This is a genomic window from Micromonospora sp. CNZ296 (genome assembly GCF_007827635.1).
Map to the genome: position 1 here is coordinate 17,607 of NZ_VISW01000017.1, position 11,978 is coordinate 29,584.

11 protein-coding genes are annotated in these 11,978 nt (G+C 73.5%); 1 reads left to right on the plus strand and 10 read right to left on the minus strand.

Features of this window, described 5'->3' with window-relative positions; genetic code table 11:
• Positions 1 to 32: 32 nt before the first annotated feature.
• Positions 33 to 995 carry an RDD family protein gene (locus tag FB455_RS25275; protein WP_486481573.1) on the plus strand — a complete coding sequence of 321 codons (963 nt, stop codon included), beginning with the start codon at positions 33 to 35 and terminating at the stop codon, positions 993 to 995.
• Between the two features lie 7 nt (positions 996 to 1,002).
• Here FB455_RS25275 and efeB read toward each other — a convergent pair whose 3' ends face one another.
• The 10 genes from efeB to nfi all read right to left on the minus strand — a co-directional run bounded on the left by efeB (position 1,003) and on the right by nfi (position 11,975).
• Positions 1,003 to 2,325, minus strand: a complete 1,323-nt coding sequence (gene efeB / locus FB455_RS25280) for an iron uptake transporter deferrochelatase/peroxidase subunit (RefSeq protein ID WP_047892314.1) — start codon at positions 2,323 to 2,325, stop codon at positions 1,003 to 1,005.
• Entirely contained in the window at positions 2,322 to 3,452 is a 1,131-nt protein-coding gene (gene efeO, locus FB455_RS25285; RefSeq protein ID WP_013284201.1) for an iron uptake system protein EfeO, read from the minus strand. Before efeO ends, efeB begins: the two co-directional genes overlap by 4 nt.
• A 29-nt stretch (positions 3,453 to 3,481) precedes the next feature.
• Complete coding sequence (gene efeU / locus FB455_RS25290; protein ID WP_145755099.1) at positions 3,482 to 4,411, minus strand: iron uptake transporter permease EfeU; 930 nt, start codon at positions 4,409 to 4,411, stop codon at positions 3,482 to 3,484.
• 189 nt (positions 4,412 to 4,600) lie between these two features.
• Positions 4,601 to 6,100: an adenosylhomocysteinase gene (gene ahcY / locus FB455_RS25295; protein ID WP_013474110.1), complete on the minus strand. Its 1,500-nt coding sequence runs from the start codon at positions 6,098 to 6,100 to the stop codon at positions 4,601 to 4,603.
• 288 nt (positions 6,101 to 6,388) lie between these two features.
• Positions 6,389 to 7,549, minus strand: coding sequence for a mannose-6-phosphate isomerase, class I (gene manA, locus FB455_RS25300; RefSeq protein ID WP_013284198.1), 1,161 nt, complete (start codon positions 7,547 to 7,549; stop codon positions 6,389 to 6,391).
• Positions 7,550 to 7,552: 3 nt separating this feature from the next.
• Positions 7,553 to 8,575 (minus strand): cation diffusion facilitator family transporter, encoded by a 1,023-nt coding sequence (locus tag FB455_RS25305; RefSeq protein WP_013284197.1) that lies wholly within the window; start codon positions 8,573 to 8,575, stop codon positions 7,553 to 7,555.
• Between the two features lie 28 nt (positions 8,576 to 8,603).
• Complete coding sequence (locus FB455_RS25310) at positions 8,604 to 9,800, minus strand: SIS domain-containing protein (protein ID WP_030271147.1); 1,197 nt, start codon at positions 9,798 to 9,800, stop codon at positions 8,604 to 8,606.
• Entirely contained in the window at positions 9,797 to 10,003 is a 207-nt protein-coding gene (locus tag FB455_RS25315) for a Trm112 family protein (RefSeq protein ID WP_013284195.1), read from the minus strand. Before FB455_RS25315 ends, FB455_RS25310 begins: the two co-directional genes overlap by 4 nt.
• A gap of 199 nt (positions 10,004 to 10,202) precedes the next feature.
• Positions 10,203 to 11,150 (minus strand): hypothetical protein, encoded by a 948-nt coding sequence (locus FB455_RS25320; RefSeq protein WP_047892328.1) that lies wholly within the window; start codon positions 11,148 to 11,150, stop codon positions 10,203 to 10,205.
• A 105-nt stretch (positions 11,151 to 11,255) separates the two neighbouring features.
• Positions 11,256 to 11,975, minus strand: a complete 720-nt coding sequence (gene nfi / locus FB455_RS25325; protein ID WP_013284193.1) for a deoxyribonuclease V — start codon at positions 11,973 to 11,975, stop codon at positions 11,256 to 11,258.
• Positions 11,976 to 11,978 lie beyond the last annotated feature (3 nt).

Sequence of the window (11,978 nt, forward strand, 5' to 3'; positions counted from 1 at the left end):
CCCGTTCGGCGTCCATGGTGTTCACTGTCGGGGTGCGCGCGCAACCTCCCCCACCGCCCAGTTGGGCCGATGCCGGTCTGGTCAGCGGCGAGGCGGTGGAGCTGGACGTCCGGGTGGCCCGGCTGGGCTCCCGGGTGCTCGCCCTGCTGATCGACGCCGTGATCCAGCTCGTGCTGTTCCTGCTGCTCGGCGCAGTGCTGGCCATGGTTGCGCTCGCCCTGCTGGGCGACCTCCTCGACGCCGCGCTGGCCGGCGCGCTCCAGGTCGTGCTGCTGGTGCTGGTCCTGCTCGGCTATCCGGTGGTGATGGAGCGCTTCGCCGGTGGCCGGACGGTGGGCAAGCTGGCCGTGGGGCTGCGGGTGGTGCGGGCCGACGGCGGCCCGGTGGGGGTGGGCCAGTCGCTGACCCGGGCGCTCGTGGGCGTCGCGGTGGAGTGGCCCGGGCTGGTGCTGCCGCTGCTGAGCTGGGCGGCGAGCGTCACGGTGATGCTCACCGACCCGCGCGGCCGCCGGCTGGGTGACCTGGTCGCCGGCACGCTCGTGGTGCACAGTCGAGGCGCCGCGCTGTGGCGGCCGCTGCCGCCGGCTCCGCCGCCGCTGCTGGCCTGGGCGACCACGCTCGACCTGACCCGGTTCGACGACGGGCTGGCGCTGGCCGTCCGGCAGTATCTGGACCGGCTGCCTCAGCTCGCCGAGCCGGACCGTTCCCGGCTGGGCCGGGCGTTGTGGGTGGAGGCCGCGGCGGTCACCTCGCCGCCTCCGCCGTGGTCCGCGCCGGACTGGGTCTACCTGTCCGCCGTGCTGGCCGAGCGGGGGCGCCGGGCCGCGCTCCGGCTGGGCCGCGCCCGGGCGGTCACCGCCACGCTCTGGCCGGAGCTGGTCCCGGCCGCGGTGCCGCACGCCGTCGCGCCGGCCACCCTGCGTCCCGCCGCGCCGGCCGTCGGCCGGTTGCGGTCCGCGGCGCCGGAGGCCGCCCCCGATCCGGTACGCCGCTGAGCCGGGCTCAGCCGAACAGCCCTCGCCCCCACCAGTCGGCGGCGTCGCGTACGCCGGGCGGGCAGGCGAACAGGCCGCTGGAGACGTGCCGCAGGTACTCGTTCATCGCGTCGTTGCGGGCCAGCCGGGTCTGGATCGGCACGAACTGCCGGCGCGGATCCCGCTGGTAGGCGATGAAGAACAGACCGGCGTCGAGCCGGCCCAGCCCGTCCGAGCCGTCCACGAAGTTGTAGCCGCGGCGCAGCAGGCGGGCGCCGTTGTTCGCGTCCGGGTGGGCGAGCCGTACGTGTGCGGTGTCGGCGATGAGCGGCTCCCCGTCGTCGCCCTTCGCAGCGAAGTCCGGTTCGTCGAACTCGTCCCGGAGGCCCAGCGGCGCGCCGCTGCCCTTGGTCCGCCCGACGATCATCTCCTGCTCGGCCAGCGGGCTGCGGTCCCACGTCTCGATCAGCATCCGGATCTTCCGGGTGACCAGGTAGGAGCCACCCGTCATCCACTCCGGGCCGTCACCGGGCTGCACCCAGAGCTGGTCGCGGAGCAGGCCCGCGTCCTCGGCCTTGAGGTTGGCGGTGCCGTCCTTGAAGCCGAACAGGTTGCGCGGCGTGGCCTGGTCCCGCGACGTCGACGAGGTACGCCCGAAGCCGAGCTGCGACCAGCGGACGCTCACCACGCCCATGCCGATCCGGGCCAGGTTGCGGATGGCGTGCACCGCCACCTGCGGATCGTTGGCGCAGGCCTGGACGCAGAGGTCGCCGCCGGACAGCTCCGGCCTGAGCGCGTCCCCGGCGAAGTGCGGCAGGTCGGCGAGGGCGGCCGGGCGGCGGGCGGCGATGCCGAAGCGGTCCCGGCCCTGCGCGTCGCGGAACAGCGTCGGCCCGAAGCCCACAGTGAGGGTGAGCTGCGACGGGGGCAGTCCGAGCGCCTCGCCGGTGTCGTCCGGCGGGGCCTCGGGCATGCCGCCGACGGCGCCGATCACCCCGGCGTCCTTGCCGGCGGTCATCCGGGCCGCGGCGGCGGTCCACTCCTGGAGCATGGCGACGAGGCGGTCCCGGTCCTTCGTGACCACGTCGAACGCGACGAAGTGCAGCCGGTCCTGGGCGGGGGTGGTGATGCCGGCCTGGTGCTCGCCGAGGAACGGCACCGACCCGGCGGCGGAGCCGGTGGCTGAGGCCTCGTTCCCGCCGGCGAGCAGCGCGCCAGCGCCGCCCGCCACCCCGGCGACGCCGGCCACACCGACGCCGGCCAGTGTCATCGCCCGGCGGCGGGACAGGCCGCGACCGGTCCGCTCGTGGTTCGGCTCGCTCGTCGCGTCACCACCGGCCGGGCCGGTCATCGCGCGACTGCCGCCGCGACCTTGCTGACCGGCTCGGCCAGCGCGTTCACCGCGTCCGACAGCTCCTTGAGCTCGGCCTTGCCGAGCTGGGTGTGCAGCTTCCAGCCGTCGCCGTCCCGGTGCTTGCCGAGGGTTGCCTCCACGTTCGCGAACTCGCTGTCGAGCTGCTTCACCAGGTCGGGCGCGCGCTGCTCCAGCGCCGGGCGCAGCGCCGCGATCGCCGCCTTCGAGCCCTCCAGGTTGGCGTTGAAGTCCCAGAGGTCGGTGTGCGAGTAACGCTCCTCCTCGCCGGTGATCTTGCCGCTGGCGACCTCGTCGAGCAGCGCCTTGGCGCCGTTGGCGAGCTGGAGCGGGGTGAGCTTCTCGGCGTCCGCCTTGGCGACGATCGCCTTCACGTCGACCAGGAGCCGGTCGGCGATCGGGCCGTCCTTGCTGACGTCCCCGGTGGTCCAGAGGTCCTTCTCGATCCGGTGGAAGCCGGTGAACTCCATGCCCTCCTCGACCACCTCCTCGCGGCCGTCGATCTTCGGGTCGAGGTCGCCGAAGCTCTCCGCGACCGGCTCGATCCGCTCCCAGTAGGTGCGGGCCACCGGGTACAGCGCCTTGGCCTTGGCCACGTCGTTCGCCTTGACCGCGGCCACGAACTCCTCGGTCTTCGTCAGCAGCGCGGCGGTCTGGCTGCGCACGTACCGCTGGTAGCTCTCGGTGGCCTGGGTCAGCGCGGCGTCGGGGGCGACAGTCGCGGCGGTGCCGGAGACCTTCAGCGCGCCCCGGATGCCCCGGCCGCTCATCCCCGGCTTGCAGGCCGTCTCGTACGTGCCGGCGGTCAGCTCGACGCGCAGCTCGCGGCTGAGCCCGGGGGCGATGTTCTCCACCTCGCCCATCACCCGGTCACCGGCCGCGTAGACGTAGAACTCGTTGACCTTGGAACCGGTGTTCGTCACCTTGAAGGTCACCTGACCGGCGTCGATCTCGGTGTCGCCGACCTCGCAGACGGTGTCGGTGGCCTTGACGGCGATCGGCCCGCCGTTCGTGGCGTCGGCGTCGTCACCGCCCCCGCAGCCGGTCAGCCCGGCGACGGCGAGCAGCCCGGCGGCGGCGGGCGCGACGAGTCGAGTGGTACGCATCGTGCGGGGTCTCCTCGGAAACGGGCGGGTCAGGAGCGGGGGGACGGAACGGCGGCGGCGTCGGCCGGCGCGGCGGACGTCTCGGCGGACGTGTCGGCGGCCGGCTCGGCGGACTGCACCGGCTCGGCGGACTGCACCGGCTTCGCGGGCTTGGCCGGCTTGCGCAGGAAGAGGACGAGCACCGGCACCGCGTACGCGACCCAGGCGACCAGTTCCAGCACCGTCGGCGCGGCGGTGACGTTGAACATGCCGGCGAGCAGCGCGCCGTACCAGGAGCCCGGGTCGAGCGTGCCCGAGATGTCGAAGGCCAGGTCGTTCAGGCCGGGCAGCACGCCGGCCTCCTGGAAGTCGTGCACGCCGTACTTGAGGATGCCGGCCGCGACCAGGATGAGCAGCGCGCCGGTCCAGGTGAAGAACCGGCTCAGGTTGATCCGTACCGCGCTGCGGTAGAGCAGGAAGCCGATCACGACGGCGGTGGCGATACCCCCGGCCAGGGCGAGCAGCGAGCCGGGCCCGGTTCCGCCGGCCGCGCTCTCGGCCGCGGCGTAGAAGATCAGCGCGGTCTCCAGACCCTCGCGGATCACGGCGAGGAACGCCATGCCGGCGACCGCCAGGGAGCCGACGGCGAGCGCGTCGGTGAGCTTGCCGCGCAGCTCACCGGCGATGGTGCGGGCGGCCCGGCGCATCCAGAAGATCATCCAGGTCACGAAGACCACGGCGGCGACCGAGGTGACCGCCTCGAACAGCTCGCGCGACTCGGAGGTGCGCAGCAACGAGGTGGAGGTGTACTGGATCAGGGAGCCGAAGCCGACGGAGAGCGCCAGGGCCAGGCCGACGCCGGCCCACACCTGCGGCAGCCGGTCCCGGCGCTGCGACTTGACCAGGAAGGCGACGAGGATGCTGACCACGAGGGTCGCTTCCAGGCCCTCGCGCAGGCCGATCAGGTACGTGGCGAACATGGATACTCCGTAGTCAGGCTTGCCTCAGTTAACTTAGGGCAGCCATACCTTGCTCCTGTTCACAGCAAACGTCAAGCCGATCCGGGTAACGTCACCCGGTTCGACATCCGCCGGACTCCCCCCGTACGCGAAGAAGGACCGGGACGGCCGCACGGCGGCCGACCCCGGTCCCTTCTCCGAGCGTGGGACTCAGTAGCGGTAGTGGTCCGACTTGAACGGGCCCTCCGGGGAGACGCCCAGGTAGGCGGCCTGCTCCTTGGTCAGCGTGGTCAGCTTCGCGCCGAGCGCGTCCAGGTGCAGCCGGGCGACCTTCTCGTCCAGGTGCTTGGGCAGCACGTAGACGCCGATCGGGTATTCCTCGGTCTTGGTGAACAGCTCGATCTGGGCGATCGTCTGGTTGGCGAACGAGTTCGACATCACGAAGCTCGGGTGGCCGGTGGCGTTGCCCAGGTTCAGCAGGCGGCCCTCGGAGAGCACGATGATGGCGTGGCCGTCGTCGAAGCGCCACACGTCGACCTGCGGCTTGATGTTCTCCCGGGTCACGTCGCTGCGCTTGGCCAGGCCGGCCATGTCGATCTCGTTGTCGAAGTGGCCGATGTTGCCCACGATGGCCTGGTGCTTCATCCGGGCCATGTGCTCGTTGGTGATGACGTCGAAGCAGCCGGTCGCGGTGATGAAGATGTCGGCCTGCTCCACCACGTCGTCGAGCGTGGCGACCTGGTAGCCGTCCATCGCCGCCTGGAGCGCGCAGATCGGGTCGACCTCGGTCACCACGACCCGGGCGCCCTGGCCGCGCAGCGACTCGGCGCAGCCCTTGCCCACGTCGCCGTAGCCCATGACGACAGCCATCTTGCCGCCGATCAGCACGTCGGTGGCGCGGTTGATGCCGTCGATGAGCGAGTGGCGGCAGCCGTACTTGTTGTCGAACTTGCTCTTGGTCACCGAGTCGTTGACGTTGATGGCCGGGAAGAGCAGCGTGCCGGCGCGGTGCATCTCGTAGAGCCGGTGCACACCGGTGGTGGTCTCCTCGGTGACGCCCTTGATGCCGGCGGCGATCCGGGTCCAGCGCTGGCCGTCCTCGGCCAGCGAGCGGTGCAGCAGTTCGAGGATGACCGCGTACTCCTCGGAGTCGGCGGACTCGACCGGCGGCACGACGCCGGCCTTCTCGAACTCGGCGCCCTTGTGGACGAGCAGGGTGGCGTCGCCGCCGTCGTCCAGGATCATGTTCGGGCCCTGCCCGTCGGGCCACGCCAGCACCTGCTCGGTGCACCACCAGTACTCCGGCAGCGTCTCGCCCTTCCAGGCGTAGACCGGCACGCCGGCCGGGGCCTCCGGGGTGCCCTCGGGGCCGACCACGATCGCGGCGGCGGCGTGGTCCTGGGTGGAGAAGATGTTGCAGGACGCCCAGCGGACCTGCGCGCCGAGCGCGACAAGGGTCTCGATCAGGACGGCGGTCTGAACGGTCATGTGCAGCGAACCGGTGATGCGGGCGCCGGCCAGCGGCTGGGCCTCGGCGAACTCACGCCGGATCGCCATCAGGCCGGGCATCTCGTGCTCGGCGAGCCGGATCTCCTTGCGCCCGAACGCGGCGAGCGACAGATCCGCCACCTTGTAGTCGCCCTCGGCGAGGGTGCTCGGCCGGGCCTGCGACGACGCGCCGCTGGAGGCCGCCGGGAGGGTGCTGGTCATGGAAGCTCCTGTCGAACGATGGTGGTGCGCAGCCTTCCACCTTACGCTCGCGGGCCACTCGACCCGTGCCCGGTTGGCCGACCGCGCAATCGGCCGGTCGGCGGACAGCGCACGGGGCGGTCGGTCGTGAGCGGACTTTCCACCCACGGCCCGGCCGCCCCGCGCATCCCCCCGGTTTGGTTCCCCCGCACGTCACCGGACCTTCGTCGCGACAACGCTGCGTACCCATAGAGTCACACCACGCAGCGTGACCGTCAAGCTATTTCGGGAAAGTCGGACTTGCGCAGATCAGTGCATGCCGCAAGTGGCGACGAACGCCTCGCCCGCCCCGCCCACCGTCAGCGGGCCACCGGCCGCCGTACCGACCGCTGCCTGACCCGCGTCCAGCGTCACCACGCCCACGCCGTCGTCAACTGTCAGCTTCCCGGCCCGGCAGAGCACCACACGCGGTCCGGGCAGCGTCAGCCGCACCCCCGGCGACCCGGCAGCCACCTCGACCCGGTGCAGCGCGAAGTCCTCCACCGGCACCGGCCAGGTCAGCACCCCCGGCTCCACCTGCTCCGGCCGCAGCACCGGCTGGGTCAGCACCTCGAACCGGAGCACCCGCAGCAGCTCGTCCACGTCGACCCGCTTCGGGGTCAGCCCGCCGCGCAGCACGTTGTCACTGGCCGCCATGATCTCGACGCCGGTGCCGCGCAGGTAGGCGTGCAGGTTCCCGGCCGGCATCCAGATGCCCTCGCCGGGGGCCAGCCGGACGTGGTGCAGCAGCAACGCCACCACCACGCCCGGGTCGGCCGGATAGCCCGACGCGAGCGTGCGGACCAGCTCGGCGTCCGCCGAGGCCGGCCCGGCCTCCGCCGCCGCCAGCACGGCCGCCACCAGCCCCGCCCGCTCCGCCCGGGGCCAGCTCAACAGCAGGCGTACCGCCTCCCGCAGCCCCGCCGGCCCGTCGCGCAACGCCGCCACCACAGGCTCCAGCGCGGGTACGCCGAACGCGGCGATCGCCGCCGCCGACTCCCCCGGATCGCGGAAGCCGCACAGCGCGTCGAACTCCGAGAGCGCCACCAGCAACTCCGGCTTGTGGTACGGGTCGACGTAGTTGACCCGCCCCACGTCGGCGGCGTGCCCGGCGCGGGCCTGCTCGGCGTCCGGATGCGCCTGGAGGCTCAGCGGCGCGTCGGCGGCCAGCACCTTCAGCAGGAACGGCAGCCGGGTGCCGAACCGGCCGACCAGCCGCTCACCCAGCCAGTGGCCCGGCTCGGCCACCAGCAGTTCGGTGAGGCTGACCGGTCGGCCGTCGCGCTGCACAGTGGCCGGGGCGCCCGGGTGGGCGCCCAGCCACAGCTCCGCCTCCGGCCCGTTGCTCGGCACCGGCCGCCCCTGCAACTCGGCGATCGCGGTGCGCGAGCCCCAGGCGTAGTCACGGATCCGGCCCTGCAACAACTCCATCGGTCAGCTCCCGGGCCGCCCGGCCACCTCGTCGGCCGGCTGCGCCCCACCACTGGTCACGGCCTCCGGGACGGCGGTGTCCGCCGCCTGCCCGGTGCCGGCCCGCTCGGCGGCGGGCGAGTAGATGTCCGGCTCCAGGTAGATCACCCGGGCGGTGGGCACCTCGCGGCGGATCCGCGCCTCGACCGCGTTGATGTCACGCGCCAGGTCCTGGGCGGTCTCCCAGGCCGGCACCGCGATCTTCGCGGCCACCATCAGCTCCTCGGGGCCGAGGTAGAGCGTCTTCATGTGGATGATCCGCTCGACCTCGGGACCGCTGGTCACAGCCTGCTCGATCTTGTCCAGCTCGCTCTGCTCGGCACCCTCGCCGAGCAGCAGGCTCTTGGTCTCGATCGCCAGCGTGATCGCGATGATCACCAGCAGCACACCGATCATCGCGGTGCCCGCGGCGTCCCACATGCCGTCTCCGGTGATCAGCGTCATGCCGACGCCGAACAACGCGAAGACCAGACCGACCAGGGCGCCGAAGTCCTCCAGCAGCACCACCGGCAGCTCCGGCGCCTTGGCGCGACGGATGAACCGGACCCAGGACTGCTTGCCCCGGACCAGGTTCGACTCCTTGATCGCGGTACGGAAGGAGAAGCTCTCCATCACGATCGCCGCGACCAGCACCACCACCGGAACCCACTGCCAGTTGTCGATCGGGTGCGGGTCGGACGCCTTGTGGTACGCCTCGTAGAGCGCGAACAGGCCACCGATGCTGAACAGCACGATCGCCACGATGAAGGCGTAGATGTAGCGCTCCCGGCCGTACCCGAACGGGTGCTGCGGCGTGGCCTGCCGCTTGGCCCGCCGGCCGCCGAGCAGCAGCAGGCCCTGGTTACCCGAGTCGGCCACCGAGTGGATCGACTCGGCCAGCATCGACGACGAGCCGGTGAGGGCGAACGCGATGAACTTGGTGACGGCGATGCCGAGGTTCGCCGCCAGGGCGGCGACGATCGCCTTCGTGCCCCCGTTTGCGCTCATTCCCCGCCTCGCTCGATGCCCCGTGTGCTCACTGGTTTGCCAGCTCCTTCATCTCCGTGATTGCCGGTACCGCCATCGGGTCCAGCCCGTGCGCCAGGGCCAGGTAGATCGAGGCGAAGTCGGGGACCGCCACCAGCGACGCGAGCCGCTCCAGCGCGGAGCCGCCCTCGGCGGTCACCACGTCGCAGCGCACCCCGCGCCGCTCGGCAAGCGTCTGCACCGCGTCCGCGCGGCGCTCCTCGACCGCCAGCGGCTCGTCGGTGTCGTCGTCGGCGTTGAGCCCGCCGTCGCGCAGCAGCACCAGCCGTAGCCGGGTGCCGTCGGGCTCGTCGTCGCCCGGGTCGGCGAAGATGTCCCGCTCGCCCTCGGCCAGACCGCCGAACACGCCGTCGAGCAGGCCGACGCGGCCCCGGCCCGCCTCGCCCAGCGCACCGGCGACCACCGGGTAGCGGGCGTTCGCGGACAACGTGTCACCGAACCGCCGGGCGGCCACGGTGGCCAGCGGGGACGAACCCCACACGATCGGGATCGAACCGGACAGGCCGAGCGCCAGCGACTTCGCCGGGTTGACGAAGGACTCGGCGGTCGGCCGGCATCGATCGGCGTCGGCGTCCAGCCGGGCCGCCGTCTCGGCCAGATCCGCCTCGTTGACCTTCACGAGCCCGAGGGTACGGGCGGCCAGCAGAACCGGCACGGTGAGCGCCCAGAGGCTGGCCCGGGCCGGCGCGCGCCGGGGCACCGGGATGAACGGCGCGCGGGCCCGCTCGGCCACCGACTGGAGCTGCGAGTCGGGCGCGCCGACCGCGACCAGCCGGGCACCGCGCCGGTGCGCCGCCTCGGCCGCGCCCAGCGCCTCCGGGCTGCGGCCCGACGCGCTCACCGCGATGACCACGTCCGCCGCGCCCACCCAGCCCGGCACGCCGGCGCTGCGGTGCGGGATGACCGGCACCGGGCAGCGCGGCCCGGCGACGGTGGCCAGCACGTCACCGGTACGCCCGGCGGTGCCGATGCCGGCGATGACCACCGCGCGGGGTCGCCCGTCGTCGGCGAGCACCGACAGGTTCGCCTCGGCGGCCAGCGCCGCCGACTCGCGCACCTGGGCGCCCGCGGACGCGGTGAACCGGAGCATGCCGCCCGGATCCCGCTCGGAGAGCTGCGCCGCGTCGTCCAGCAGGGCCTCGTCGGCGTGCCGGTGGCCGCTGACCCCGGCCGTACCCTCCATCACCGCGACGACCCGCCCCGCGCGTCGTCGGCGGCGGGTCCACCGCGCGCCTCGTCCAGCAGGAGCACCGGGACGTCGTCCCGGACCTCGAAGATGCGACCGCACTCGGTGCAGGTGAGCGTCTGCGCCTGCGCGTCGTAGTCGAGCGGGGCGTGGTGCGTGTCCGGGCAGGCGAGGATGTCGAGCAACTGCGGGTCCAGGGCCACGGCGCGGCTCCTTCCACGTATGCGGTCTCACCGGTCGGCGGTGCCGATCGGCGCACGCGATCTTATCGGCCGAGCGGCCCCGGCACCGGGCCCCGTTCGGCCCCGGTGTTCCGTCCTCCGGCCGGGCAGGTGGCGGCTACCGGGTCACGGCATGACCACCCACAGTCACGGTAACCCCGGGACCGGGTCGGGTTCCGGCTCAGTCCGGCAAGCGGGGCAAGACGCTCGTCGCATCCCCGGCAGGCGGGGCCGGCGGCGTCGGAGCGGGCGCGGGCGCGCCGTACACGTTGCCGGCCGGGCGGGGCGGTGTCGCGCCCCCGTACACCGTGGGGGCCGGTCCGGGCGTGCCGGAGCGGTAGGTGGTGGTGCTGCGCGGCAGCGGGACCGGCGGGAGGCCGGCGTCCACGCCGCCACCGCTGCGGTCGGCGCGGTTGCGGCGCAGCAGCAGGACGATGAGGGCGGCGCCGACGAGCACCAGCCCGATACCGAACCACATGATCATGGAACCTCCGAACGACGAGTCGTCGGCCGCGGCGGTGGCCGGGGCGACGGCGGCGGCCACCGGCGACGTGTCGGTCGCCTCGGCCGGCGTGGTCTCGCTCGCGCTGGGCGTCGGCGAGGGCTTACGGGACGGGCTGGGACTCGGCGTCGGCGCGCCCACCAGCCGGGCCGACCCGCCGGCGCGGCCGAGCACGTCGCCGTTCGCGGCGCTCGCCTCACCGGCCAGCTCCAGCCGGCCGCCGACGGCCCCGGCCAGGAAGGACACCCGGTAACGCACGGTGACGCCCTTGCCCTTGCACAGCGGCCGGTCGACCGGGGCCACCGCGGCGGTGGCGACGGCGCCGCCGTCCCCGGAGACCTGCACCGGCACCCATCGGCCGCCGGACGCCACCTGCACCCGGACCTGGTCCGCCCGCAGGCCCTCCAGCCGGAGCCCGACCGCGGTACGCAACTGCACGCAGCCGTCCGTGCGCTTGCGCACCTCGACCGCCACCGTCCCGGGCGGACCACCGGCGGTGAAGCTCTTCGCCGAGCGCAGTCCCACCCGGTCGTCCCGGGCCGACGCCGGTGACGCCGGGACGGCGATCAGGCCACCCAGCAGCGCGCCGACCATGGCCCACCGCGCCGCGTGCCGCCCTGCCGACATCTCCACCTCACCGTTGCGTCCGGACCGGATCCGCCGGTCAGGTTACTACCGGCCCCTCCAGGCACCCGCGCATCGAGCACGCCACATGTGTGCAGCGCCACGCGATCACCGCCCGCCCAGGTCACCGCCCGACGCGCCTGCATCGGCGAGCGCCCGCCGGCACAGCCGGTCGGCCGTACGGGTGGTCTCCGGCAGCCGGTACCGGGGCGTCAGTGCCAGTACCCGCTCCACCGCTTCGTCCAACCCCATCCGGTGCCCGACGCTCACGAAGACCGGCCGGACACCGTCCTGAGTCCGCAGCACCCGCCCGACCACCTCGCCCTCGTCACACAGGTCGGCGCTGTCACCACGCTCGGGACCGGGGCCCGTCCACGAGCCGACGAGCGGCGTCTTGCCCACCCCGATCGTGGGCAGCCCGGTCACCAGGCCCAGATGACAGGCCAGCCCGAACCGGCGCGGGTGCGCCAGCCCGTGGCCGTCACAGACCAACAGCTCCGGACGGGTGGTGAGCCGGTCCAGCGCGGCGAGCAACGCCGGCATCTCGCGGAACGCGAACAGTCCCGGCACGTACGGGAAGGCGGGACGCCCCACGCACACCGCCTCGTCCACCACGTCGAGGGTGGCCGCGTCGAGGACCGTGACGGCCGCTGCGAGCAGGTCACCGTCCTGCGCGTACGCCACGTCCAGCCCGGCCACCGTCGCGGGCGCGGCAGGACCGGGCCCGATCAGGTCCACCCGGGACCGCAACTCCTCCTGTACGCGTCGCGCCTCCGCCACGTCGGCGGGCGGCAGGTGGGGCACGGGCGGGCCGCCGGTGGAGGGCATGGC